The organism is Gilliamella sp. X-46 (assembly GCF_057063525.1).
On sequence record NZ_JBXSQH010000001.1, the window covers coordinates 264,797 to 290,719 of the forward strand.

Sequence of the window (25,923 nt, forward strand, 5' to 3'; positions counted from 1 at the left end):
GATCAGGAGATTTATATAATGAAATATCAATTACAACCAGAAACAGCTATTTTGGACGAGAACGGACTAACAACAAAAGCGGGTTGGGCTGTGATTTATAATGTTGATTCCAAGGGGGAGTATTCGGGTGCTACATATCAGTATTTACCCGTTGGTGTTGGCGTGCCTGCTAATTCATATTTAGACGCACCAAAGCCGGTTAAAGATGGTAAAGCGATCATCAGGGATGGCGATAAGTGGGTATACCCCGCCGACCACCGGGGTAAAAAAATCTACTCAATAGAAAATGGTGCAGAATCAACAGTAACAGAAATCGGCGATATTCCCGCAGATTACACGCTATTAAAACCGTCTAGCGAATTTGATAGCTGGGACGGTGAAAAATGGGTGTTAGATGAAAATAAACAGCATCAACACTATGTAGCTGTAGCAACAGCACAGAAAAAACAGCTATTAAGCGAAGCTAGCTCACAAATTGATTATCTACAAGATGCGATTGACACAGAAATAGCTACAGACGAAGAAAAAACGTTATACGCAGCATGGAAAAAATATCGTGCTTTACTAAATCGTATTGATGTTGATACTGCACCAGCAATTGATTGGCCAGAAAAGCCGGAGTAATCGATCGTGTGGTGTGATAAAACGTTTTCATTAGCAAAATATAAGTCAATGAGCTTTGAAGCTGTAGCAATTGAGCCGTACAAGATTACTAACAGCAAATTTTTATCACCCGAGGAAGCAATCAAGGCGTTATTAGCAAAAATCGACAGCATAACGCCAGTTGCTGTTATATTGATATCATCTGTAACAGAAGCCGGTTTTATTAATAAGCTAACAGCATTAAGCCAGTGCTGGGATTTGCCGGAAATCAATCGAGCACTGAGAACGGCTAAAACAGTGCAAGATTTAGATGTAACAAAAATGGTTATACCGAATCCGGCTGATCGAAAAGTTGTAAAACAGTTATCATCAAGTAACACGCGTGCAATTGTTAACAGTCAAACGTTAAAAGAGGCACAAAAAGACGCTAAAGCATCAATAAATAGCGTAATGAGTGAATTACAGCGGTTTGCACAGCAAAAAGAAGCCGTTTTAAACAAAGTTGCCAGTAAAACAGCTTCATTAACTGGCGGTAGTATTGATATAACATTTTTTCATGGTTTGCCGTGTGATCTCCATAAAGAGTTACCCAACAAAGAGCATATTTTTACTTTTTTACTGGCATTTTCAGATAACAACTTAAAACCGATATTGGATTTAGTACATGATAGAAAACTCATCGATTAACAATAACGGATCTGCGGGAAGCGTTGATAATATTGTATTAGCGCTTGACGGTGAATCTATTATATTAAAAAACCCGTCAATTTCTGCCGAGTATGATTTGCCGGAAGAAGACCAGTCAGGGCAATCATCATCAACAAATAGCAGTGAAAAAGGTATCAAACCAAAGAAATTAAATATTAATGGGTTAATTGAATATTCAACACCGGATCGCTTAAGCCGATTGATTGAATTGTCATATCAAACCGAAAAAGGCGGAGCTAAAAAGCTGTATCGTGTTGCTAATGCCACGGCTAACGTTATAAATTTACGTGAAGCTGTTTTCAGTGGCAAAGTTTCGGTTTCTCCTCATTCTACACTGCTTGCGTGGCAAATTAGTTTTACGCTATCAGAACGTAAATCAGTGCCCGAGAAGCGAGAGGCAAGAGCACAACAGCGAGCAGTTGAAAATGGTGACGAGAGCGTCGGCGCAATAATTGAAGAAGTGCCTGCCGAGCAGGACGAAAACGCCCAAACTGGCAAAGTTGAACAAATTCTTGGGGTGTTTAATGATGCATTACCGTAGGAATAAATATGAAGATTAATAAATATGCAATGATCAATAACGAACGTATTCAGATTATTGATTGTAACATCGTGTTAGAGTTAAACGCTTGCGGACGCGGTTTTATTACTATTCCCGAAAAAGATAAAACATCACTTAAGAACAAAGTAATAAAAATTAATCTTGGGTACGGTAACGACTTACAAAGATTTTTCACCGGGTTTATTGAAAGCGAACAAACAGCAGCAAACAACGTCAAAAAGCTTTTTGTTCGTGAGTTGATCGGTTGTTATAAGCAAACAATTGATTGTTCGTTTCAACATCCGACGTTAAAAGCTGTTACTGAGTATTTAACATCAAAAAACGGGTTACAGTTTAATTTGCCGGACGCTGATTATGTTAATACAAAAATTCCACACTTTAAGCATGCGGGAACTGGCTATCACTTATTGCAAGAAATCGGTAGAGCTTTCAACATTCCCGAATATACTTTTTTTCAAACACCGACAGGCAAAATCTATTGCGGTAGCTATAACGATAGCTATTTTAATGATAAAGATATCAATTTGGGTGATAATTTAAATAAAATCGCATCATCAACCGCCGGATCTAACATTGTTGAAATTCCGTTAGTGCCAAAACTTCGCCCGGGCGTTAAAATCAACGGTAAAAAGGTCTCTATTGTCAATTTGATTAACGATAACATGACAATAACTTTTGAAGACAAAGCCGGGAAAAAATCAGCAACACGGCGACAAATTGAAAAAGAATTCCCAGAGCTAGCAGACGGCTATCATCTGTCAAAAATGGCCAAGGTTGTAGCAATTTCGGACGAAACCAATCTAGGTGATATATCTACACCATTCCGCCCAAAGTACGCCGTTAATGTGCAGTTATTAGATGAAAACGGCAAAGAATCGACGACACCGGTTTATAAAGCGGTACCTTTACCAGTAACCAACATCGGATCCGAGGGTGGATCGTACCACTACCCTGAGGAGGGCACGGAAGTGGAAATCGGTTTCATCAATGGTAAGCCTGATCAGCCGGTTATACGCAATATCTACCCAAACAATAAAACAATGCCGAATATCAAAAAAGACGAGCATTTATTGCAACAGCGTGCTGAGGTTTTTACAAAGATTGATAACGTCGGCAATATGATACGTGAAAGCGATCAGACTGTGACAGATAACGCCCGTGATTATTGTTTAAATAGCGATTCATCAACTGAACAAACAACAACGAAAATAACAACAGTTAACGCTAATTATACTATCAACACGTACAGTAATTATAAGTTATCTGCGAACACTATAACGCAACTGGCGCTAAAAGATTACACGGTTGGGACTAATTCGAATTTTGTGCAGTTTGTCGGTATTGATTACTCATTAACAATAAATGGCAATCAAACGATATCAGTAAAAAATAAAATTGATATCACAGCAAACGAAATCAAAGAACAGATTAAAACAATTCGCCAAAGCATCGCCGGCGCAAAACAAGAAATCGTAGCCCCGCAGGTTTGGATCGGTAGCGGCGAGATAAATGTATCTCAATTGATGTTAGACACGTTAGAGCTTATTGAGCGGCTAGCTGATTTGACAGCGCAACATACACACCCAAACACAACCACACCAACCAACGCGGGCGCAATTGTTGGCGTTAAAACGGACGCAATAAATCTAGATAAAAAATACTCGCCAGTAATTGCAAAATAATACGTTGTGCCCTCACCTCGCCCACGCTTGTGGGCTTTTTTTATAGTGAACATTTATATAACTTTATCGCTTCTTCGATAATCATGCCTTGCGATTTGCCTGTACTTTTGCTTAACTCTGTAATCATTTCTATTGTATTAATTGACAATTTATACCCTTTTGGTTTTACTCCTCTTTTTTCATCACTTCTTTTTTGAATTTCAGCTCTTGATAACGCCATGTGTTCCACCTTGATTTTTTGTCAATCAGTTGTTATATTAAGGTCGCCGGCGAGGGTGCGACCTCGCCTTTGATTGGAACTAGTAAACTGGTAATGATACCGTTAATAGAACCAAGAGAATTAAGATCCTAACCATCTTTTTTCTCCCTTAAGCCCCCATCGAAAGCTGGGGGTTTGCTTTATCAGCACCCTGCTGATGTTTATAATTATAGATGCACCTACCAATAAAGTCAACACTTTTCTAGATATTTTTTTAAACAAAATCAAAATAAATCAATAATCCACCTGAGCTATTGGCTATTTTTTTATACCTGAATTATTAAAAATAAATAATCGGGGGACAAAATCGATCGGGTGACCCAAAGCGTGCTACACCGCACCCGCCTACAGGGTTTTTGCATGAAATTTTTTTCAGTTGGATTTTATTACAAAACAAAGCTCAAAGGCTTATTGAAAAAAGGATCTTAAAGGATCGTATAAAACTGAAATAAATGAAATACTTTTCAATATTTTTCAGTTTTAATTTATAAAAAAGATCGTATTAAATAATTAATATAATGATAAATAATAATATTTTTATTTTAGGTGATGTTTGGAACCTAGATCCCAAAATTAATAAAATATAATATTCATTTAATATCAATTTGTTATAAATTATTATAACTGAAATTTTATTACATTGGATAATATGAAAATATCAATATTAATAGATGAATCGTTTGATATAGGAAATTGTGAATCGGGTTATATCGTGGCACTTATGGTAAATGAGTGGTGGGTCTTTTTGAAAAAAGATTCTCTTGATCTAATCGGTGTATTTGAAACAATCGAGGAAGTCAGGGACTTTATATATTTATTAACAATATAAAACGGATCATACACGATTATAAAAACGCACCGCCATTTTACCGCCACTTACTATTTTTACAGAATTTTTTAAGGTAAGGTATTTTATATAATATATTGATTTTAAATAAAATAAATGGTGGGTTGTGAGGGGATCGAACCCGCGACCAATTGATTAAGAGTCAACTGCTCTACCGACTGAGCTAACAACCCACTGAGATATTTGAATACATTGTATATAGGTTTAAGCAATAATGCAAATCACCAATCTCATTTTATTTACTAAAATTTTGAGATAAATTTCAATATTGCTAGATTATTAAATAAGTCTATGTTTTACTGTAGTGCGTTTTTTCAACATGTTTAAATATTATATAATGAATTACAAATAAATTGGGAGAAAAGAAATGAAAATTTCGTCAGTTGCTATGGTTATCACAATGGGATTATCCAGCGCAGTAGCTTATGCGCATACTGCAAATGAAATTATCGTCCGTGGTGGACCTGTTTATGTTCACCCTAAAGATAAAAGTGATCACGTTAAAGTAGGCGGAGCCAAAAGCGATCTAAAAGCAAAAGCCGATAACGATACACAACTTGGATTAAATTTCCAATATATGGTGACCGATAATATTGGTGTCGAACTGTTAGCTGCAACACCTTTTAGCCATCAAGTTAAGCTAGGCGGGGGCAATTCAACGGGGCTTTCTGGTGCTCATTTAGGGAAAATTAAACATCTACCACCTACATTAAGTGCCGTTTGGTATCCACTTGATTCACAATATGAGTTACAACCTTATGTTGGAATGGGTATTAACTATACCTTCTTTTTTGATGAAAAACTTAGTGGTGAAGCCAAAAAAGCGGGATTTCATGGTTTAGATCTTGACAGTTCTTGGGGCTGGGCAGCTCAAGTCGGTGCTGATTATTCTTTAAATGACAATTGGCTTTTGAATGCTCAAATCCGTTATATTGATATTGAAACTAAAGCAACAACCCATTTAGGTAATACTAAAGTTACCGCTAATTATAAGCTTGATCCATGGGTTGCAATGATTGGTGTAGGTTATAAATTTTAAAGGAAACAAACATAAAAAAACCTCTCAAACGAGAGGTTTTTTATTACAAAGATTAAAGATTTTTTATGGCAACATACTGCTCTTGCAGTTTGGCTTTATCATCAATATAACCTTGTTGTTTTTCTTTTTCTTTAGCAACTACTGCCGCAGGGGCTTTATCGACAAAGCTGGCATTAGACAGTTTATTTTCAATACGAGAAATTTCGCCATTGATGCGTTCAATTTCTTTTTCTAAACGCGCAAGTTCGTTTTCTTTATTGATTAATCCTGCCATTGGGATTAATAACTCGGCGCCATCAACCAGTTTTGTGACCGATAATGGTCCAGTTTCACCATCATCAAGTAAAACAATTTCAGACAATCTTGCTAATGATTCAATAAAATTGATGTTATCAGCGATGATTCGATGTACCGTTGGAGAGCCTTTTCGAATCAATAATTGTAGTGGTTTACTTGGCGCAATATTCATTTCGGCACGTATGTTTCGTACGGCAATCACGACATCTTTTATCCAATTAATATCAGCTACTGCTTGATCATTTGAATGCTGTTCATCAAAAGCAGGCATTGGCTGTAACATGATAGTATCAGCGGTTATATTCATTAAGCCTTTTACATTTTGCCAAATTGCTTCGGTAATAAATGGAATAATCGGGTGCGCAAGACGTAATAGAGCTTCTAATACCATAATTAACGTATGGCGAGCTGCGCGTTGCTGTGACGGTTCGCCATTGGCTAAAATGGATTTGGTTAGTTCTAAATACCAATCACAGAATTGATTCCATGTGAACTCATATAAAATATTAGCTGCTAAATCAAAACGATAAGTATCAAATGCGTCTCGATAAGCTTTAATGGTTTGATTAAATTCGGCTAAAATCCATTTATCTGCTAAAGAATAATCTAAATCCCCGCCTTTAAAGCCACAATCATGCCCTTCTGTATTCATCAGCACATAGCGGCTAGCGTTCCAAAGTTTATTACAGAAATTACGATAACCTTCTAAGCGTTTTAAATCCCAATTAATATCACGCCCAGTTGAGGCTAACGCAGCTAAAGTAAATCGTAGCGCATCAGTACCGTGCGCCTCAATGCCATTAGGGAACTGTTTTTGGGTGCGTTTAGCAATTTTTTCAGCTAATTGAGGCTGCATCATATTGCCTGTCCGTTTTTCTAATAAAGCTGGCAGTGAGATACCGTCAATCATATCTAAAGGATCGATAACGTTTCCTTTAGATTTAGACATTTTCTGCCCTTCTTCATCACGAATTAAACCTGTAACATACACTGTTTTAAAAGGAACTTGTGGTTTACCATGTTCATCTTTAATAAAGTGCATGGTCATCATGATCATTCTAGCTACCCAGAAGAAAATAATATCAAAACCAGTTACCAGCACATTAGTTGGATGGAATGTGGCTAAATCATCAGTATTATTCGGCCAACCTAACGTTGAAAATGTCCAAAGTGCAGATGAGAACCAAGTATCAAGCACATCGTCATCTTGTTTCAGTTCAATATCATTGGCAAGGTTATTTTCGCGTCGCACTTCAGCTTCATCACGACCAACATAAACATTACCTTGTTTATCGTACCAAGCTGGAATACGATGTCCCCACCATAATTGACGTGAAATACACCAATCTTGAATATCATTCATCCAAGAAAAATACATATTTTCATACTGTTTTGGTACAAATTGGATATCACCATTTTTTACTGCATCAATAGCAGGCTTTGCAAGCACTTTTGCTCGCACATACCATTGATCGGTTAGCATAGGTTCGATCACAACGCCACCACGATCACCATATGGAACGGTCAAATCATGCGGTTCGATTTTTTCTAAAATACCCAATGACTCACATTCTGCAACGACTGCTTTACGAGCAGCAAAGCGTTCCAATGTTTGGAACTGAGCAGGAATAACTGGATCATAAGCATCGCTTGGTTCACCATTAGTATCAAATACTTCAGCTTGCTGACGAATATCACCATCAAACGTTAAAATGTTGATCATCGGTAATTGATGACGTCGCCCAACTTCATAGTCATTAAAATCATGCGCAGGGGTAATTTTTACGCACCCTGTACCTTTGGTCATATCGGCATGTTCATCACCCACAATTGGAATACGGCGGTTAACAAATGGTAATATGACAAATTGTCCAATCAGATCTTTATAGCGAGGATCTTCAGGATTCACCGCAACCCCTGTATCCCCAAATAAGGTTTCAGGACGAGTAGTTGCCACCACTAAATAATCTTTTCCGTCGGCTGTTTTGGCACCATCAGCTAACGGATAACGTAAATGCCACATTGAACCTTTAACTTCGCGGTTTTCAACTTCAAGATCGGAAATAGCTGTACGTAATTTTGGATCCCAATTGACTAAGCGTTTACCACGATAGATGAGATTTTCTTGATATAATCTCACGAAGACTTCTTTCACTGCATTTGATAGACCTTCGTCCATGGTGAAACGTTCACGATCCCAATCAACTGAATCCCCTAAGCGACGCATTTGCTTAGTAATGCTACCGCCAGATTCGGCTTTCCATTGCCAAATCTTGTCAATAAAAGCATCACGCCCGTAATCATGGCGTGTTTTATTTTCTTCAGCCGCAATTTTGCGCTCTACCACCATTTGCGTTGCAATACCTGCGTGATCAGTTCCTGATTGCCAAAGGGTATTATGACCTTGCATACGATGATAACGAATCAAGGCATCCATAATGGTTTGCTGAAAAGCATGCCCCATATGTAAACTACCTGTCACATTCGGCGGTGGAATGGCAATACAATAACTTGGTTGCGATTTATCACCATTGGGTTTGAAATAACCACTTTGTTCCCAATGCTTATAAAGAGGTTGTTCAATTTCTTGTGGATTATAAGTCGTGTTTTTCATAATTAATGCATCAATCCTGATTTAAGGCATAAAATGGTTGCTATTCTACAGTAAAATAGCCAAACAATAAATTAGCAGAACAATAAACTCATCGATTTAATCGAATTGTAAAAATTTTTATAATACGATAAATAGCATAAAAAAACCGCCTTGTATTAAGCGGTTTTTTTATATCTATCATTGTAAATATAATTGGTAATTAGTGATGTTGATAAATAAAATTATCAATTAATCGTGTTTTACCAATATAAACCGCTAGCGCACATAAACTATCTTGTTCAAGCCTATCAACCGATGTTAATGATGCTAGATCGACAAATTCAATATAGTCAATCTTGGCTAAAGGTTGGTGGACAATAAGATCATACATAGCTTTTGTTATAACTGTTACCGACGTTTCCCCTTGCTTTATCATTGCATTGGCACATTCAATTGCTTGATAAAGGCACACGGCTGCGGATCGTTCACGTTCAGACAAATAGCTATTACGTGAACTTTTAGCTAGTCCATCTGCTTCACGCACAATAGGGCAACCAATAATTTCAATGTCGAAATTCAGATCACTGACCATTCGTTTAATTACCGCTAACTGCTGTGCATCTTTCTGTCCAAAATAAGCACGATCAGGTTGTGTGATATTGAATAATTTTGTGACAACCGTGCAAACACCTTTGAAATGCCCTGGGCGTTTTTTTCCACATAAAGCATCTGTTAAACCATTAACATCAACATAGCTGTTAAAATTAGTATCATACATTTCACTGGCAGTTGGACAAAAAATCAAATCCACCCCCATCTTCTCACAAGCGATTTTATCCCGTTCTAAATCACGTGGATAACTAGCAAGATCTTCTGAAGGTCCAAATTGTATAGGATTAACAAAAATCGTCACAATAACTTTTTGGTTATCCCTTTTAGCCGCTGCCATTAAGCTTTGATGACCTTCATGCAAATAACCCATGGTTGGAACAAGTCCGATACTATAGCCAGCTTGACGCCAAGCTTTAACTTGCTCTCGTACTTGTCCAATTGTCGTTACAACATTCATTTAGTTATCCCTTATAATTGAAACTCAGATTTAAGTTTGCTCATTACCTCACTATCAATCGCAAATTCATGGATCGAAGCAGGAAATTGTTGCTGTTTTACCTGTTGGCAATAATCAGTAAACGCTTGTTTCATATGATGGCCAATTGGGGCAAAAGATTTGACAAATTTTGAAGAAACACCATCATACATAGACAACATATCTTGATAAACTAGCACTTGCCCATCACAATTTACACCTGCGCCAATACCAATAGTTGGAATACTTACTAGTTGTGAGATCAATTTTGCTAAATCAGCAGGTACACATTCAAGTACAATCGCAATCGCGCCAGCTTGTTCAACCGCTAATGCATCAAGAACAACATTTTTAGCATCTTGATAATCTTTACCTTGAACTTTGTATCCCCCTAATGCAAGAACAGATTGGGGCATGAGTCCAATATGCGCAACAACCGGAATAGAAGCTTGCGTAATCATTTTGATATGTTCACAAAATGCTTGCCCGCCTTCAAGTTTAACCGCTTGAGCCTGACCTTCTTTAATTAGGCGACCGGCATTTAAAACTGCATCATACACAGATGTTTGATAAGACATAAAAGGTAAATCAGTGACAACAAATGCGGACTTAGCTGCTCTTGCAACCGCTTTGGAGTGATGGATCATATCTTCCATAGTAACCGATACGGTGCTATCGTAACCCAGCATCACCATACCTAAAGAATCGCCCACTAATAAACAATCTACACCACTTTCATCCATTAATTTAGCTGTAGTGTAATCATAAGCGGTTAGCATAGTAATTTTTTGTCGGTTTTGTTTACGTTCTTTTAAAGTGGCAATCGTGTTTTTCAAGGTAACAACTCCAATTCTAATTGTCGATAGTCCTTGCTTGGATGTTTTGTTCGACTAATATTAAGTAAAATAGCAGATAACTGCTGGTAAATAGGTTTCAATTCGACCGGCATAGCCATTATATGTTGTTTGATGACTTCAATATCACCACGTTCTACAGGTCCAGTTAAAGCATTAATCACCCCAACTTTACATATATTTTTAGCATTTCCTAAAAATAATGGATGCCACGCTTGTTCACTAAACTCAGTATCTAATCCACATTGGTCAAGTAAATCAACACCAATTTGTACCAACGCAATAACTTGATTACTCAACATAACACAAGCCGCATGATAAAGTGGTTTTTTATTCGCAGGTAAAATGGCTAAAGGATTTTTTAGTGAAACAAAAAAGTTTTTTAATTGAGGAATAATGCTTTCATTTGCCTCAAGCGTAAAAGAAACACCTGACATAGCGGTATAGCATTCAAATCTATCATAAATGGCATATAAAGGATGCAATGAAAACGCAAATGGATGAACAATTTTATGTTGGCTAAATATATGTGACGTCAACAGCCCACTGCAATGACCGATCCATTTATTGGCAATAGGTAATTGGCAAAGTTCTTGCCAAACGGTGGCTATTTGGCTATCTGATACAGTAACCAATAAACAATCACAATCATTAACTAAATCAGCTAACGATGCATAAGCTTGACTATGAGTAAAATCACTTGCCTCTTTTGCATGTTCATAAGATCGGCTATAAAACCCAGCAATCCGCATTCCACACAAAGAAAAATACTTAGCTAAAGTGCAACCTACTTTACCCGCACCAATAAAACCGATAATCATTGTAACTGTAAATTATTAAATAATTGTCGCATTATAGCCTAATCGACTTGATATTCAATTATAATTAATAATGGTAACAAATAAAATTATTTGTAGCATATTGCTTATTATTGACATAAAAATCTCTATTTTTATTGGTTAATTATAAATTTCAAAATAATCAAAATTTTCTAGAAATGGTTATCATATGTAATTTGTACAAAATGTTAAAAATTTTTGATCATAAATTCATTTATTGCATCTAAAAACAAACTACCATACTTTTCTAACTTGATTTTACCTACACCAGTAACGTTAATTAACTGCTTTTTACTTTCTGGTTTGGTTTGAACCATTTCAAGTAATGTCGCATCACTAAAAACAATATAAGGTGGAATATCTTCAACATCAGCAATATCTTTACGCAATCGCCTAAGATTGTTAAATAGAATTCGTTCTTCGTACGATAAAATCGCAGTTGAATTAATTGATCTTGCATATCGATTTATGCGGTTCTTTTTCACGATTTCTAAACGCGGTTTAGCTAATGATAAAGGGATTTCGCCCCGAAGAATTGACCGCGCCTTTTCTGTTAATTGAAGAGTGGTATAATTCGATATATCTTGATTTAAATACCCTAAATAAATCAACTGTCTAATAACACTAAGCCAATAGTTCGATGAATTTTGCTTACCGATACCATAAACCGATAATTTGTGATGACCAACTTCTTTAATGTGAGCCCGCGCAGAGCCTCTTAAAATATCAACAATATATTGTGCCCCATAACGCTGTTTAACACGATAAACACAAGATAAAACCTTCTGCGCATCAATTAAACCATCATACATCTCAGGGGGATACAAACAAATATCACAGTTATTGCAAGGTTCAGCTCTCTCTTCGCCAAAATAATTCAGCAACACAATGCGCCGACAAGTCAAACCTTGCGCAAAAGCCTCCATCGCATTGATCTTTTGCAGTTCCACATCTTTATGCTTACCATCTATTTTCTCAACAGTTTTTTGATGATACCACTTCAGATCTTTACTATTAAATAGCAGCATCGCCTCGGCTGGTACGCCATCACGCCCTGCTCGGCCTGTTTCTTGATAATAAGCCTCAATCGTTCGTGGACAATCCGCATGTAAAACAAAACGCACATTGGGTTTATTAATACCCATACCAAACGCAACGGTAGCGACAATAATTTGCACATCATCTTTTAAAAAAGCATCTTGTGCTTGTTGGCGTTCATTGTTAGACAACCCGGCATGATACGCCATAACCGAAAAACCAAGAGCAGCAAGTTTAGTGGTCATATCTTCAACTCTAGAACGGCTTGAGCAATAAATAATACCGGGGTTGCCTTTTTGCGTTTCAACAAACGAAACAACCTGCTCCATCTGATTAAATTTGTCAACGACGGTATAACGAATATTCGGCCGATCAAAACTCCTTACCACAACTAACGGATCAACCAAATTAAGTTGATTTATAATATCAGATTGCGTCATCTTATCGGCAGTGGCGGTCAATGCAACAATCGGCACATCAGGAAAACGAGTAGAAAGTTGACCTAATTGACGATAATCAGGTCTAAAATCATGCCCCCATTGAGAAATACAATGCGCTTCATCAATAGCAATTAATGAAGGTGGATATTCATTAATTAAAGTAGAAAAAGCGTACACGCCCAAACGTTCAGGTGAAACATATAACAACTTTATTGAATGATTTAAATATTTTGCGATAACTTCTTGTTGTTCTATCGCAGATTGAGAAGCATTAAGATAGGCAGCAGGAATACCATTAGCTAATAACTGATCGACCTGATCCTTCATCAAAGAAATTAAAGGCGAAATAACAATAGCAGTCCCTGGCAATAAAACCGCAGGGATTTGGTAACATAAAGATTTACCACCGCCAGTAGGAATAATGGTTAAAGTATCACGTCCATCGATAATAGATTCAATAATTTCTCTTTGTTGATTTCTAAATGACTTGTAACCAAAAACATTTTGCAGAACATCTTCTATCTGATCTTTTATCGACATACAAACCTAAATATGTAGCGCCTAACGAAATGCGCCGAGTATAGCGAAATTAATTTAAACAAACCACCATGAACTTACAGAAACTTACAATTCATCCCAAAAATAAGAAAATTTTTAGAAACAGCTTGCATTGAACCATCATGTTATGACTTTTTTTTAAAACCGAAAAGAAATAACGTTCATTATGCAGCCAATTTTGTTCAACAGACTAAAAAAACAGCTATTTTTCATTTTTTTACTTGATACAAATCGATTTGCCCGTTAATATTTACGTGTTTCAAATATACGCCCGTAGCTCAGTTGGTTAGAGCATCACCTTGACATGGTGGGGGTCAGTGGTTCGAGTCCACCCGGGCGTACCATTCTAAAGCCTTATCTAGCAAGCTTTTAACGTAATTCTTTTAAACTCAGATTTTATCCGTAGGGTAAAACTGGGGTAACACTTCACTAACATAATGATTATACTGAGATTAGCCATAAAAATAATAATGAATAGAACAATCGATATTGAAACAAGTATACCAAACAAAGTTGTTAGTATGGTTTTTGATAATAACTATTCTCCTACACAAGCATGGCGTGAGTATTTAAAATCATTCGAAGTTGAAGTTGTGAATAAAATAGGTATTAGCCAATCAGCTTATTCTCAATATGAAAAGCCAAAAGTTAAGAAAAGCAACACGAATTAAAATTAACAAAGGACTACAAATCAAGCCTGAACTGATAAATTTTTAATAAAAAACCCTCTTAGAGAATTTAATAAAATAGCACTAAATAAAAATAATTTTTTTCCGGTTTTATAGTTATTGTATTCTGGTACAGTGCATTGATATTTTAGTTTTTTCATTGTTTTCTTTCTTATCTTGCATTATTGCTAACTCAGAAATCATCTTAAACTCATTATCTGATATATACTCAAGCCTATTAAAACCAGACAATCTCATACCAGCTAAAGATTTGTTGTAACTTCTATTCAATTTCTTAAAATCTTCCTTTACCATTTCATTACTACCCGGCCATTTTACAAAAAAATCATCGTTTTCTTTTAAATAGGTAACTACTGATTTTCCACGGTCAATTGATGTAGAATAGTCTTGAAACATCCCGTTCTTCCATTTTGCTCTTTGTTCGATTGAGCTACATTCCCAATTCCCGATAAGCATTTCCTCAGTGACTTTCTTTTTACCACAACCTAATAAAGCAAACCCAATTAAACCAACTAGTAAAATTTTTTTCATACTATCGCCTTCCTTTTTGGTAATAGTATGAAATTTATTAACTAATAGCAATAAAAAATCACCTTTCTACTTTCTTCACTCCACCGAGTTTAAAATTGCACTTCAAGTTTTAATTCAGGAACCAAAAAAAAATAAAACTTAAATAAAATCAATACATTTCCTGACTGATTTTTTGCTTAAAATTCGAGTTTTATTTTGGTGGAAGGAATGGGTTTTATCTAAATTTTTTCAGGCAATAAAAATCCAATCTTGGAAAAAACATTCTTCAAGCAAATCTTCTTCACAGTTAGGCATATAATATATCCTATCTGTTTTACCTTTATCACAATAAAAACCGATTAACTCAGCGGTAAAGTGGTTTATTTACATCAGCATTTCTACACCAACTTTTCTAAACCACCTATCCCGAGCAGATAAAATTTAATTTTTTCTTTCGTAGGTAAACATAACATCACGTCCATCATTATTAAATTTGAATTGGACATCTACCCATTGATTGCCCGATGAGCTTTTAACAAATTGTTTAATATTCAAAGAACATCTCGGCGCATTTTTAATATTATCTCTAGTATTATCAATAAAAACTAAATATTCACCCCCCTCTACAGGAGTAAATTCTATATTATTGTAATTACATAAGCTGGCTCTATTTTCCTTTCCTGATGTATTAGAAAGATCTGAATACCAATCATGTGAAATACTTGCATCAAATTTAAAAGTTTTATTTGCTGGAATATAGATATTATATAAAGTTTTGCTGTTGCTTGGCGTTGGTATGCCAAAATTACGATCCCTTGTTTTTCTATCAAAGGTTATTGTAGTTTGTGTATAACGAAGGTAATTACCTTCTGTTTTTCTCATCGAAAAAATATCAGAATAGTCTGTAGTAACAGAATTAAAATTAGTTGAACGAACAAAGGTGACTTTCGCGACTTTATCAGTAGGTTGTGGTTCGGAATAATTCTCATACTTAAAGGTGGCACAGGATGATAGTACAAAAGAAGTAAAAAACAATATTAATGGTAAAAATCTTTTCATCTCTATTCCTCAATAGTTTAGTTTTATATTTGTTTAAATATTGAATCATTTCTAGCTTGTCATAACTATTTTGAGATTCAAACTTCATCAAGCAGTCATATTGTTAACTTTAATTTCAATTTATTCATCAATGAATGTTGCTTATTTTCAATACGTGGCTTAACTCGTTTCTTGTTTGATAACATTCTACTCACTTAACTTTTCCCTTTTTCATTATCAACTTCAAAAAGCAATTTATAGATTTCTTTCATAAATTTGAATCGCTCTTTAGTCCAATACTAGCTATTATGTTATTGCTATCGATTTGATATTGAGTGAATTACTCAAAATTTGAACATAAAAAAACCGACTTTCGTCGGCTTCATTTTTTATTTTCTTCATCTGCGGATTTAGTGTTTTTGTCCAAATTAGTTTTATTTTGACTTAATTTCTTTTTACGTTTTGATTTTTTATTCTCTTTTAATTTATCATTAGCTATGCTTAAAAGGATAAAACTCCCACCCAGAAAATATGTAATATCAATTAACTTAATTATGTAAGGATTTGAACCTCGATACGAATTGTTGTGAGATATCACTACCGCATCTACAATTTGCGACCAAAAAACAATTAAAAATAATAGGATTAACTTTTTCATTGTGTACACCGCCCAGTAACAAACTTATTATCATTACCCTGCACTTTTGCTATATGCGCATTACGCTTGCATTCCCAATTTTCAGGTGCATACATTTTATTCCACGCCATCATCAGCTTCTTTTCTTGATTTGATAAATTGATTTTATATTTATCAGACATGTAAAGATAGGTGCGTGCTATCATTCCGCGGATTTCGTTTCGGGGCTGAAATACACGAGCTTTAAAATCCACAGCACTTTTACACTGCCCATACTGATTAAATTCTTTAGTAAATTGCGAATAACGATAATTAGACCTATCGCCATTCACTTCACCAATAGCCGGTTGTAAGTTATGCATATCCCCTTCTATTTGATTGAAGGTAGCATCTTTTTTGCACGCTTTACGCCCACCTTCTTGCCAGCATGTTAGGTGTCTACCAAAATTCTCGGCAGGCATAACATGTTCCCACTCAATACGTTCAGCTCTAGTCTGATTTTTTCTTGGTTGATACCCACACTTGCTAAAATCAACAACGCTTTTTTTACCTACCCACGAAAATTCGCATCCGCAATAAAATGTCGTTTGATTAGGGTTTAATTTATATAATTTAGTTAAATGTATTTTAGCTGAATTAAAGTTCTGTGCTGAATAAACAAATAACGGAGTAAATAAAAGTAAGATAGCTATTTTTTCCATAAAATCCATTTAAAATAAATCCAAAAACTATAAAAATTTAATATGTTATATAAAACATCAACTTTTATAGTAAAGCATCCTGCAATAACAACTATCAAGTAAGAAACTTAATAAAACAAACCCTCGTTTTTTGGTGAGGGCTTAAAAGAGAAAAAGAACGAACAGACGCTTAATTCTCTTGTTTATAATATTGGTATTGTTTCCAGTCTATTAACCAATCAAAGGTCGGGCTCCCCCGACTGTGGCTTTAAATATATCAACAGATATTAAATAATATCAAGATGATATTATAGCAAAATCAATAAATGAAATTCAAACCAAAAGCGACTAAACGAGAAGCAAAGTAGAAGGTTTAAAGCAACGCGTGGACAATATTGCATTAATTGAACAAGTAAGTAAAAGTTAGGATATACCACAAGTTTAACTCATTGTTGATGTAGAATTATTTTTCATTAAAAACCACAAAAAAACCAAATAAAATCAACAATTTCACTGGCAATTTTTTGCGCAAAAATAGGGTGATTGTTTGGCGGAATAACGCTGTTGTGGAGTTTAACTGCAACAGCACTGTAAACTGCCCCAATCTGACTGACTGGGGCTTAACTGCGTAAGGGCTTCATTCTTTTGCTATATTATCCTTTATTTGCACTATAATCCCTCGTTCCCTAATAATTAAGGACTAAAAAATAAAAGTTAAGGTGAGACGCACGTAACTGGACCAATGGTGTTGGAACTACTACTATATAAGAAGACTTTGCCGTCGTTCAAGACACAGTAACTAGCGCCATCTGCTACATAGGAGCAACTCATGAAAAACACACCGGTGTATTTGTTAAGGTCGCCCCACTCAGTTAAAAATCCAACACCTATGTAACGCTTGTAATGATTACCATTTGACGACGGCGTGGCTCCGACAAAACGAGGACGTCTATTATTAGTACTTTTCGCATTAACTAATTCCCGGATCAATGACATTCGATAACTTAAACGTCCACACCAAGATCTTTGCTCAGAATATCCAGTATGCATAACCCGATGGGCGAACCACTTCCTCAACACAAATCCATACTTGACTACTACATAACCACTACCATCCCTACCCTCTAACTCAAAAGTCTGCGGTAAATTTGGCCTACTAAGTGGATTAGGATTATTTGTGTTATTTTCAGCAGCAGTCACTCTAGGCCCCGTTAACGTGACTCGAGTTACATACTGGGATTTATCACTAATCCATATATCTTCATTTGTACCTCGGTCTGGCAATCTCCAACTCACTGTAGCAGTGATTCCACCACGCGAAACAGAAGACCACGTCAACTGACTTGCATCGACGCCACCTATAAGCAAATCAAAATACAATCCATCTGAACCTGTTGTAGGAAAATTTCGGTCGTAAGATGATGGACTTGTTGACTGAACTAAAAAACCCTTTGTACTAGACCATATGTTAGATGGACCGGCGAACGCCGGAGCGTCGTTAGAATCAATGCCAGTAGTGCCACCATATAGCAAATTCGGCCTTGCGTAACAAACAACAGGACGACTGTCATACGGATTAATATAATAATCCACCGTAGCTCCACTAAAACTGGTCCTATTAGGAACTCCGTACCGTGTTTGTAAATATCCCCCTGTACTACTTAAGGTTACCCTATAAGGAGCCTTACATACATCTAAATCATCACTACGACCAACGGTATTGCCATCCTTATCCCTAAACGATACCGATATATCCCCTGATACGGTAACGCCATTAGTACCCTCACCATCCCCATCATAATCCCGCCAATAATTATACCTAGTGACCAAATCACTTATACTCACTTTATAGGTACCATTGGATTGACTGACTGATGACGGCACAAACATATCTATATCATCCAGAGTATTCCCTGAATAAGGTAATCTTATTGGATTTGATACACTTGATGTATTAGTAGACGGCGTGATAACCCGACCATTGTGCAACCTTATAGACAACAAACTATCTGTTGATATTGCCTTTGTTCGACCACCGTCGAACGTTAAATACGGCGCACTACCCTCGATATACCTTGATGTATATGCCGTTAATGCCACAGAACTCTGTGCATATGACAACAGCACGGAGAAAAACAACAATCTAGGTAAGCTTGAAAATTTAGATAGAAAAGATAAACACCTCGACCTTAGCGATAACTCTGCCGATTTCGCTACGCGAAATGAACTCAATGATGAAAATAAGGACTGTGCCTGATTTCGACTACGGTGAAACTGAAAAAGATTTAGAACATAGGTTTGGCAAGCCAGATGCCAGATGCCAGATGCCGATTATGATAGCGCATTTCGATTATCCTGTCAATTAATTTTTTGTTTTATTTCGATTTTTTATAATTAATTGCTCAATTGATGAGCATTTCTTTGCTTTAAAAGCGCTTAAATTATAGTCGGTTGATTAATAACGCGCTAGTTTTTTTGTTAAAAATTTGTAAAGTTTTGTTAAAAACTGAGTCAACCTACATTGATGTACTGCTGGAAACGGGTTTTGGATGGTGTTTTTTGGCTAAAAACCACAAAATAAAAAACTTTAATAAAATCAATACATTTTCTGACCAATTTTTCGCATAAATTAATGGATTATTTATAAAAAAGGCAGCTATATTAAAGCTGCCTTAGAATAATAAACTAAACCGAAATATTGGTTAATTAGAAGTTAATTTCGGTACCGACAAAATAGCGTCGACCTTCTAAGGTTTTACCAAAATCTTCGTTACTAACATCTTTATCAAATAAGTTATAAACACCAGCATAGATCTTAGCTTGTTTATGTACTTGATAAGACGCGCCTATGTCCCAGAAAGTGTAGCCAGGATATTCAACTTTTGTGCCATTACGGTTGTTTGATGATTCCATGCCATAATAAGCCATTTTAGCCCATAAATCCCATTGCTGGGTAGCATACCAATCAAGTTGGGTATTGAATTTTTGTTTAGGCGTTCGGTTTAAAGCTCGTCCTTTATATTGACCACTTTTTTGTTCTGTTTTTGTCCAAGCATAATTAGAGCTTAATAAGAAATCAGTAAATAAAGGCGTTTTAAATGAAAACTCAAGACCTTTAAGATCAGCTTTACCCACATTTTCACGACCTTGAACAAAATCGAATCTTTCTTGATATCCTGCTATTTGACATAAGCCTCTTCTTGCTGGACCTTGGCATATATAGTAGCTTTGGATTTTGTCTTTATATTTGGTATAAAACGCCGTAGCCGATGCATCAACACCATAGTCATTGGTGTAACCAACGCCAATTTCGAAGTTATTCGATTTTTCAGGTTTTAAATCTGGGTTCCCCATGATCATACCTTTATTACCCGTACCAGCTCCGCCTGTTACTTGTCCCCAATCAGAAACAACTTGACGTAATTGTGGCGTTGCAAAACCTGTTGAATAACCACCTTTTAAGGTAAAATTATCATCAATATTCCAAACGCTGTACACTCTTGGATTCCAGTTACTACCATAATTTTCATCTTTATTGTAGCGTAATCCTAATGTTAAGCTCCAACTTTCTAGCAATCTTAATTCATCTTCAGCAAACAGTGCATAATTCCAACGATCAATTTTAGTGATCGATTTATTTAGCTGATTTCCTTTATCGTGTAGCTCTTGGTAATTATACTTTCCACCAATAGTAAGCATGTTGATGCTAAAAGGAAGAGTTGCACGGGTATCGACATCGGTATTACGAATTTTCATTTTTCTTTCTGGGTTATTGTTACCTTCATAAGCAACAAATGAGGTTGTCGATACATCGCCAAATAAACCGTTATGTGTTACCGCAAACGAATTGCGACGGTTATCACGAAGAAAATCACCTCTAGACAGAGGCCTTGTTTTACCTCCTGTAGATTTACTATTTTGTAATGCACGTCCAAAATCGAGATCAAATTTTTGTGTATCGGTTGCATTTAGCGATACTTTACCATTTATACTGCGTAATTTTTGCTCTGCATGACCATTTAAGAATTTATCTTCATTACGTTTAGAATATTGACCATAAAGTTGGATACCTAAGATATCATCAATCAATGGCCCTAAAGTTGAAAAGCTACCAGTATAGGTATTTTTCTCTGCTGATCGGTATGGAATAACAGATTCTAAACGCACACCACCATGCCATTTGTCAGAGACTTTTTTGGTAATAATATTGATAACACCACCCATTGCATCAGAACCATATAAAGATGACATTGGTCCACGTACAACTTCGATACGTTCAATAGCAGTTAGTGGTGGTAACCATCCTTGTTCAAAACCTGAATTATCGCTATTTGGTCTTGTTTCACGTGTACTTACTTTTTTACCGTCAATGAGAATCATAGTATATTTGGCATCCATACCACGAATACTAATATCTGTTGAGTCCCCACCTCCTGTAACCGTAACGCCAGGAATATCTTTTAGCGCATCAGTAACATCGCGATAAGGTTTATTTTCAATCTCTTTAGGTGTAATAACCGAAATGGTTGCTGGCGCTTCTTTCACTTGCTGAGAAAAACCCGATGCAGTAACAACCATGGTGTCAGTATCTGTATTGCTAGCCGCTATAGCGGCGCTTGATAATGACAACAAAATGCCCGTATTAATGGCATGAGTTGCCAATTTAAACTTCTTTTTTGCTTTCATTCCTTATAACCCCATTATTTATAATGACAATTACCATTTAATTTGCCCTAGGCACACTACACTATATGAGAATGATTATCAATATCTTTATAAAAAATTATTTAGTTCTAGACAATTCACTTTTATTAAATAATAATTATTATCATTTACAATGACGTGAGAAAATTGATATGAACAAGAAAAAAAAGTTACTTTTGAGTAGTATTGCAGTGATGATGTTAAGTTTAACTGGCTGCCAATCATCATCAACAATGAATGTCACTACTGATAATCAAACAGTGGTAGTTCCTAAAGCACCTAAAAAAGTTGTAGTGATGAACTATGGCGCATTAGATACGCTAGATGCATTAGGTAAAGGCTCAATAGTTGCAGCCACCCCACGGTCAGTTATCCCATCTTACTTGCAACAATATAATAACTCCTCGATTACCGATACGGGCAATATGAAAGAACCCAATATTGAAACTATCAAGCAAGTTAAGCCTGATTTGATCGTTATTGATGGTCGTCAAGCAAGTAAGGCCGAAGATTTATCTAAAATTGCCCCAGTTATTAATTTAAGTGTTGATGCTAAAAATTACGTTGAATCAACCAAAAATCATATCCAAGTGCTAGCAAAGATTACGGGAACAGAAAGCAAAGCGGATAGCATCATCCAATCATTAGATAAAAAAATTCAAAGTACACAAGCTTTAGCTCAAGCCAGTGCTAAAAAGGCTATTGTTGCTATCCATAATGATGGAAAAATGATTCTTATCAATTTAAGTTCAAGTGCGGCACTGATTCATGATGTACTAAATGTTAAACGAGCAGTACCACTCACCGTTATGCCTGCGAATAACGCAATAGGCAAGCCAAAACCGATTTTTGTTGATGATAATTACATTAAATCGGTGAAACCTGATATTATCTTTGTTGTTGATCGTAGTAAAGCAATCGGCAACCAAGGTATGGCTGAACACTATTTTTCTCAGCAAGTACTCAACAAAAGTAAAACACATGTGGTTTATTTAACGCCAGATCTATGGTATTTGTCTGGTGGTGGTGCCGAAAGCATAAATCGTCAAATAGACGAAGTCATTAATGCATTAAAATAGTAACAGTTTAATTGGTAAGTTTATCTTCCTATTTTTAAAAGCCTTTATTGCAAATAAAGGCTTTATTTTATATTGTTCGATAGCACTTAACCAATAATCCTTTTATTCAAACAAACTAGTAACTTTCCAAGCCATAACTACTAGTATCTAATGAATAAATCAAAGCGTCGTTAACATAACATTCAAATTAGAAAATCAGTGTATCAACTATGATGAAATATGATAAAATGCCGGCTTCATTTTAATTTGCAAATGATAATTAACAAATATAGTTTATTAATTCTCAAATAATACCTCTTTAAACATAAAACACTATTATTATAAATACTATGAATATGTCACCCCCTACAATTGGATTTGTGAGCCTTGGCTGTCCTAAAAACTTAGTTGACTCTGAGCGAATTTTAACCGAACTACGTACGCAAGGTTATCAAGTGGTACCTAGCTATGATAATGCTGATTTAGTCATTGTTAACACTTGTGGATTTATTGACAGTGCAGTACAAGAATCGCTTGAAGCAATTGGCGAAGCACTAAACGAAAATGGAAAAGTCATTGTAACTGGGTGCCTTGGAGCCAAAGAAGATCAAATTCGAACCGTACATCCAAAAGTTCTTGAAATATCTGGTCCACATAGCTATGAAACGGTTTTAAGTCATGTGAATAAATATGCCCCTAAACCAGAGTACAACCCTTTTACCAGTTTAATCCCGAGTCAGGGCGTTAAATTAACGCCAAAACATTACGCTTATCTTAAAATTTCTGAAGGCTGCAATCACCGCTGCACATTCTGTATTATTCCTTCTTTGCGTGGAGATATGGTTAGCCGACCAATTGGGAATGTTTTAGATGAAGCAAAACGTTTAGCAGATAGTGGCGTTAAAGAGTTATTGGTCATTGCCCAAGATACTTCGGCTTACGGTATCGACATCAAAAACCGTACTAATTTCTGGAATGGAATGCCATTAAAAACTGATATCCAAACCCTGTGTGAACAGTTATCAAATTTAGGTATTTGGGTCAGATTGCATTATATGTATCCTTATCCAAGTGTTGATAATCTAATTCCATTAATGGCTGATGGCAAAATTTTGCCTTATTTAGATGTGCCATTACAACACGCAAGCCCAACTATTTTAAAATCAATGAAACGCCCCGGATCGATTGAAAGAACCTTAGAACGTATTCATAAGTGGCGCGAAATCTGCCCAGATATTACATTACGTTCAACGTTTATAGTTGGATATCCAGGCGAAACCGATCAGGATTTTGAACTACTACTTGAATTTTTGTCACAAGCACAATTAGATCGAGTTGGCTGTTTCCCATACAGCCCAGTAGAAGGTGCTGTTGCGAATGAACTGGCAAACCAAATTCCAGAAACAATCAAACAAGAACGTTTTGATCGTTTTATGCAATTACAGCAAAAAATCTCAACACAAAAATTACAAGCCAAAATAGGCAAAACATTATCTATAATTATTGACGAAGTTGATGAGCAAGGCGCAATAGGTCGCAGCATGGCTGATGCCCCTGAAATCGACGGCGTTGTTTATTTAAACGAAGAAAACCAAGTCAATGTTGGTGATATTGTTCAAGTTAACATTGAACATTCTGATGAATACGACTTATGGGGAACGGTTAAACGTTAATAAAAACAATGAAACAACATTATAAACACGAAATAAAAAATCTTACTAAATTAGCGGTTCCTGTACTTATTGCACAAATATCACAAACAGCAATCACATTTGTCGATACCATTATGGCAGGAAATTATAGCAAAACTGCCCTATCTGGTGTGGCTATTGCAGTGTCAATTTGGTTGCCCACAATTTTATTTGGACAAGGTTTGTTAACGGTATTAACACCAATTATTTCAAACTTAAATGGTGCAGCTAAACGTGATCAAGTTGCTAATCAAACACGTCAAGGTGTAGTAATAGCACTCATATTATCAATATTAATGATGTTGTTTCTATATCATTCTGACAAAGTCATTAACTTAAGAAGCTCAGCTGATCACCCAATCGATCCCGAAATGGTTGACGTTGCCGTCTCATTTTTACGCGCCATAATGTGGGGTGTGCCAGCATTCTTGCTTTTTTTGGTCTACCGCAATCAATGTGAAGGACTATCAAACACAAAGCCAGCCATGGTGATCATATTCATTGCTCTCCTTGCCAACATTCCAATTAACTACGTTTTAATCTATGGAAAATTAGGCTTACCTGCTTTTGGCGGAGTCGGCTGTGGCATTACAGCGACAATTATCTTTTGGCTTATGTTTATATTAATACGCTTATACACACTCACTAGCGCAAGCCAACGCGACATTCGCCAGACACCAATCACTAAACTAGTTGATTTTGTTATAATCAAAAAAATTGTTGTGCTTGGCACTCCTCTTGCGCTCGCTTACTTTTTTGAAATGAGCTTATTTGCTGTGATTGCATTATTAATTGCCCCATTAGGTCAAATAACCGTTGCTGCGCATCAAATTATATTTACCATCAGTAGTTTAACCTTTGCCATTCCATTATCTCTTGGTGTTGCAACCAGTATTCGTGTTGGTTATTTACTGGGTAATAAAAAACCTGCATTAGCCAAACAAACCGCCTATATTAGTTTAGCCATATCCTTAGCCATCGCGATTATTGTTGCGCTAATCTTAGTTATTTTTAAAACACCGATTGTCGCTCTATTCACTAAAGAAACAGCCGTCATGGCTATCTGTATGCAGCTCATTATATTATTAGCTATTTATCAAGCATCAGATTATTTGCAAGTAGTAGCAAGTAACGTGCTACGAGGTTATAAAGATACCCAAAGCATCTTTTTTATCACCCTACTTTCTTATTGGGTAGTAGGACTGCCCGTTGGCTATGTTTTAGGATTAACCAACCTAATCATTGAACCAATTGGCGCAGCTGGTTTTTGGATAGGTATCATATCAGGACTTGCTGTTGCAGCATTACTATTAATAGCTAGGATGATCTACATCCAAAAACAACCCGTTGATGTTATTTTAGAACGAGCATCAAAATAAAATTACCTATATAAGAATTTAATAATATAGAAAGGATTAACTACATTTTTATAATAACCAATTATTGATTTTTCAATAATTAAAAAAATGAGTTAATTCTTTTGATTAATACACATTATCTAAATAACAAA

The 25,923-nt window shown here is 35.9% G+C and carries 21 protein-coding genes and 2 tRNA genes; 10 read left to right on the forward strand and 13 right to left on the reverse strand.

Annotation, left to right across the window (positions count from 1 at the left end):
* Positions 1-18: 18 nt before the first annotated feature.
* Genes ACYIAJ_RS01355 through ACYIAJ_RS01370 form a run of 4 tightly spaced genes read left to right on the forward strand, consistent with a single transcriptional unit; the run spans position 19 to position 3,555 of the window.
* The gene (locus ACYIAJ_RS01355) at positions 19-624 is read left to right on the forward strand and encodes a tail fiber assembly protein (protein ID WP_483557939.1); all 606 of its coding nucleotides are present in this window, start codon (positions 19-21) and stop codon (positions 622-624) included.
* A 6-nt stretch (positions 625-630) separates the two neighbouring features.
* Positions 631-1,290 carry a hypothetical protein gene (locus ACYIAJ_RS01360; RefSeq protein WP_483557937.1) on the forward strand — a complete coding sequence of 220 codons (660 nt, stop codon included), beginning with the start codon at positions 631-633 and terminating at the stop codon, positions 1,288-1,290.
* A complete protein-coding gene (locus ACYIAJ_RS01365) occupies positions 1,268-1,852 on the forward strand; it encodes a baseplate complex protein (RefSeq protein WP_483557936.1) in 585 nt (194 codons plus the stop codon). Before ACYIAJ_RS01360 ends, ACYIAJ_RS01365 begins: the two co-directional genes overlap by 23 nt.
* Positions 1,853-1,860: 8 nt before the next feature.
* Complete coding sequence (locus ACYIAJ_RS01370) at positions 1,861-3,555, forward strand: hypothetical protein (protein ID WP_483557935.1); 1,695 nt, start codon at positions 1,861-1,863, stop codon at positions 3,553-3,555.
* 40 nt (positions 3,556-3,595) lie between these two features.
* Here the strand turns inward: ACYIAJ_RS01370 and ACYIAJ_RS01375 are convergent, their stop codons facing one another.
* Positions 3,596-3,775, reverse strand: coding sequence for a ribbon-helix-helix domain-containing protein (locus ACYIAJ_RS01375; RefSeq protein WP_483557933.1), 180 nt, complete (start codon positions 3,773-3,775; stop codon positions 3,596-3,598).
* Between the two features lie 983 nt (positions 3,776-4,758).
* Positions 4,759-4,834 (reverse strand) — tRNA-Lys (locus ACYIAJ_RS01380).
* A gap of 194 nt (positions 4,835-5,028) precedes the next feature.
* Between ACYIAJ_RS01380 and ACYIAJ_RS01385 the strand changes: the two genes are divergently transcribed.
* Complete coding sequence (locus tag ACYIAJ_RS01385; RefSeq protein WP_483557932.1) at positions 5,029-5,700, forward strand: OmpW family outer membrane protein; 672 nt, start codon at positions 5,029-5,031, stop codon at positions 5,698-5,700.
* 52 nt (positions 5,701-5,752) lie between these two features.
* On the opposite strand, the gene ACYIAJ_RS01390 is transcribed toward ACYIAJ_RS01385, so the two are convergent.
* From ACYIAJ_RS01390 to recQ, 5 genes are all read right to left on the reverse strand, one after another.
* Positions 5,753-8,611, reverse strand: a complete 2,859-nt coding sequence (locus ACYIAJ_RS01390) for a valine--tRNA ligase (RefSeq protein WP_483564194.1) — start codon at positions 8,609-8,611, stop codon at positions 5,753-5,755.
* 199 nt (positions 8,612-8,810) lie between these two features.
* Positions 8,811-9,659 carry a pantoate--beta-alanine ligase gene (panC, locus tag ACYIAJ_RS01395; protein ID WP_483557928.1) on the reverse strand — a complete coding sequence of 283 codons (849 nt, stop codon included), beginning with the start codon at positions 9,657-9,659 and terminating at the stop codon, positions 8,811-8,813.
* An 11-nt stretch (positions 9,660-9,670) separates the two neighbouring features.
* Positions 9,671-10,513, reverse strand: coding sequence for a 3-methyl-2-oxobutanoate hydroxymethyltransferase (gene panB, locus ACYIAJ_RS01400; RefSeq protein ID WP_483564195.1), 843 nt, complete (start codon positions 10,511-10,513; stop codon positions 9,671-9,673).
* Positions 10,510-11,352 carry a Rossmann-like and DUF2520 domain-containing protein gene (locus ACYIAJ_RS01405; RefSeq protein WP_483557924.1) on the reverse strand — a complete coding sequence of 281 codons (843 nt, stop codon included), beginning with the start codon at positions 11,350-11,352 and terminating at the stop codon, positions 10,510-10,512. Before ACYIAJ_RS01405 ends, panB begins: the two co-directional genes overlap by 4 nt.
* A gap of 206 nt (positions 11,353-11,558) precedes the next feature.
* On the reverse strand, positions 11,559-13,388 hold the full coding sequence (gene recQ, locus ACYIAJ_RS01410; protein WP_483557922.1) for a DNA helicase RecQ: 1,830 nt from the start codon (positions 13,386-13,388) through the stop codon (positions 11,559-11,561).
* A gap of 285 nt (positions 13,389-13,673) precedes the next feature.
* Here recQ and ACYIAJ_RS01415 point away from each other — a divergent pair.
* Positions 13,674-13,750: transfer RNA gene (locus ACYIAJ_RS01415), tRNA-Val, on the forward strand.
* Between the two features lie 126 nt (positions 13,751-13,876).
* Complete coding sequence (locus tag ACYIAJ_RS01420; RefSeq protein ID WP_483564196.1) at positions 13,877-14,077, forward strand: helix-turn-helix domain-containing protein; 201 nt, start codon at positions 13,877-13,879, stop codon at positions 14,075-14,077.
* A 114-nt stretch (positions 14,078-14,191) separates the two neighbouring features.
* Here ACYIAJ_RS01420 and ACYIAJ_RS01425 read toward each other — a convergent pair whose 3' ends face one another.
* The 6 genes from ACYIAJ_RS01425 to ACYIAJ_RS01450 all read right to left on the reverse strand — a co-directional run bounded on the left by ACYIAJ_RS01425 (position 14,192) and on the right by ACYIAJ_RS01450 (position 21,646).
* Positions 14,192-14,626, reverse strand: coding sequence for a hypothetical protein (locus tag ACYIAJ_RS01425; protein WP_483564197.1), 435 nt, complete (start codon positions 14,624-14,626; stop codon positions 14,192-14,194).
* A gap of 420 nt (positions 14,627-15,046) precedes the next feature.
* On the reverse strand, positions 15,047-15,664 hold the full coding sequence (locus tag ACYIAJ_RS01430) for a hypothetical protein (protein WP_483564198.1): 618 nt from the start codon (positions 15,662-15,664) through the stop codon (positions 15,047-15,049).
* 361 nt (positions 15,665-16,025) lie between these two features.
* Positions 16,026-16,301, reverse strand: a complete 276-nt coding sequence (locus ACYIAJ_RS01435) for a hypothetical protein (RefSeq protein ID WP_483564199.1) — start codon at positions 16,299-16,301, stop codon at positions 16,026-16,028.
* Positions 16,298-16,990 carry an endonuclease gene (locus tag ACYIAJ_RS01440; protein ID WP_483564200.1) on the reverse strand — a complete coding sequence of 231 codons (693 nt, stop codon included), beginning with the start codon at positions 16,988-16,990 and terminating at the stop codon, positions 16,298-16,300. The genes ACYIAJ_RS01435 and ACYIAJ_RS01440 overlap by 4 nt, the downstream gene beginning before the upstream one ends.
* 684 nt (positions 16,991-17,674) lie before the next feature.
* Positions 17,675-19,060 carry a hypothetical protein gene (locus tag ACYIAJ_RS01445; RefSeq protein WP_483564201.1) on the reverse strand — a complete coding sequence of 462 codons (1,386 nt, stop codon included), beginning with the start codon at positions 19,058-19,060 and terminating at the stop codon, positions 17,675-17,677.
* Positions 19,061-19,666: 606 nt separating this feature from the next.
* Complete coding sequence (locus ACYIAJ_RS01450) at positions 19,667-21,646, reverse strand: TonB-dependent receptor domain-containing protein (protein ID WP_483564202.1); 1,980 nt, start codon at positions 21,644-21,646, stop codon at positions 19,667-19,669.
* A gap of 170 nt (positions 21,647-21,816) precedes the next feature.
* On the opposite strand from ACYIAJ_RS01450, the gene ACYIAJ_RS01455 reads away from it, so the two are divergent.
* From ACYIAJ_RS01455 to ACYIAJ_RS01465, 3 genes are all read left to right on the forward strand, one after another.
* Complete coding sequence (locus ACYIAJ_RS01455) at positions 21,817-22,743, forward strand: siderophore ABC transporter substrate-binding protein (RefSeq protein WP_483559454.1); 927 nt, start codon at positions 21,817-21,819, stop codon at positions 22,741-22,743.
* A 335-nt stretch (positions 22,744-23,078) separates the two neighbouring features.
* Positions 23,079-24,395 (forward strand): 30S ribosomal protein S12 methylthiotransferase RimO, encoded by a 1,317-nt coding sequence (rimO, locus tag ACYIAJ_RS01460; protein WP_483564203.1) that lies wholly within the window; start codon positions 23,079-23,081, stop codon positions 24,393-24,395.
* Between the two features lie 8 nt (positions 24,396-24,403).
* Entirely contained in the window at positions 24,404-25,792 is a 1,389-nt protein-coding gene (locus ACYIAJ_RS01465) for an MATE family efflux transporter (RefSeq protein WP_483564204.1), read from the forward strand.
* Positions 25,793-25,923 lie beyond the last annotated feature (131 nt).

Excerpts from the sequence above, each read along its gene's own strand:
- ACYIAJ_RS01355 (WP_483557939.1), top strand. The coding sequence starts at position 19 with ATGAAATATCAATTACAACCAGAAACAGCTATTTTGGACGAGAACGGA.
- ACYIAJ_RS01365 (WP_483557936.1), top strand. The coding sequence starts at position 1,268 with ATGATAGAAAACTCATCGATTAACAATAACGGATCTGCGGGAAGCGTT.
- ACYIAJ_RS01370 (WP_483557935.1), top strand. The coding sequence starts at position 1,861 with ATGAAGATTAATAAATATGCAATGATCAATAACGAACGTATTCAGATT.
- ACYIAJ_RS01375 (WP_483557933.1), bottom strand. The coding sequence starts at position 3,775 with ATGGCGTTATCAAGAGCTGAAATTCAAAAAAGAAGTGATGAAAAAAGA.
- ACYIAJ_RS01385 (WP_483557932.1), top strand. The coding sequence starts at position 5,029 with ATGAAAATTTCGTCAGTTGCTATGGTTATCACAATGGGATTATCCAGC.
- ACYIAJ_RS01390 (WP_483564194.1), bottom strand. The coding sequence starts at position 8,611 with ATGAAAAACACGACTTATAATCCACAAGAAATTGAACAACCTCTTTAT.
- panC (WP_483557928.1), bottom strand. The coding sequence starts at position 9,659 with ATGAATGTTGTAACGACAATTGGACAAGTACGAGAGCAAGTTAAAGCT.
- ACYIAJ_RS01405 (WP_483557924.1), bottom strand. The coding sequence starts at position 11,352 with ATGATTATCGGTTTTATTGGTGCGGGTAAAGTAGGTTGCACTTTAGCT.
- recQ (WP_483557922.1), bottom strand. The coding sequence starts at position 13,388 with ATGTCGATAAAAGATCAGATAGAAGATGTTCTGCAAAATGTTTTTGGT.
- ACYIAJ_RS01420 (WP_483564196.1), top strand. The coding sequence starts at position 13,877 with ATGAATAGAACAATCGATATTGAAACAAGTATACCAAACAAAGTTGTT.
- ACYIAJ_RS01425 (WP_483564197.1), bottom strand. The coding sequence starts at position 14,626 with ATGAAAAAAATTTTACTAGTTGGTTTAATTGGGTTTGCTTTATTAGGT.
- ACYIAJ_RS01430 (WP_483564198.1), bottom strand. The coding sequence starts at position 15,664 with ATGAAAAGATTTTTACCATTAATATTGTTTTTTACTTCTTTTGTACTA.
- ACYIAJ_RS01435 (WP_483564199.1), bottom strand. The coding sequence starts at position 16,301 with ATGAAAAAGTTAATCCTATTATTTTTAATTGTTTTTTGGTCGCAAATT.
- ACYIAJ_RS01440 (WP_483564200.1), bottom strand. The coding sequence starts at position 16,990 with ATGGATTTTATGGAAAAAATAGCTATCTTACTTTTATTTACTCCGTTA.
- ACYIAJ_RS01450 (WP_483564202.1), bottom strand. The coding sequence starts at position 21,646 with ATGAAAGCAAAAAAGAAGTTTAAATTGGCAACTCATGCCATTAATACG.
- ACYIAJ_RS01455 (WP_483559454.1), top strand. The coding sequence starts at position 21,817 with ATGAACAAGAAAAAAAAGTTACTTTTGAGTAGTATTGCAGTGATGATG.
- rimO (WP_483564203.1), top strand. The coding sequence starts at position 23,079 with ATGTCACCCCCTACAATTGGATTTGTGAGCCTTGGCTGTCCTAAAAAC.
- ACYIAJ_RS01465 (WP_483564204.1), top strand. The coding sequence starts at position 24,404 with ATGAAACAACATTATAAACACGAAATAAAAAATCTTACTAAATTAGCG.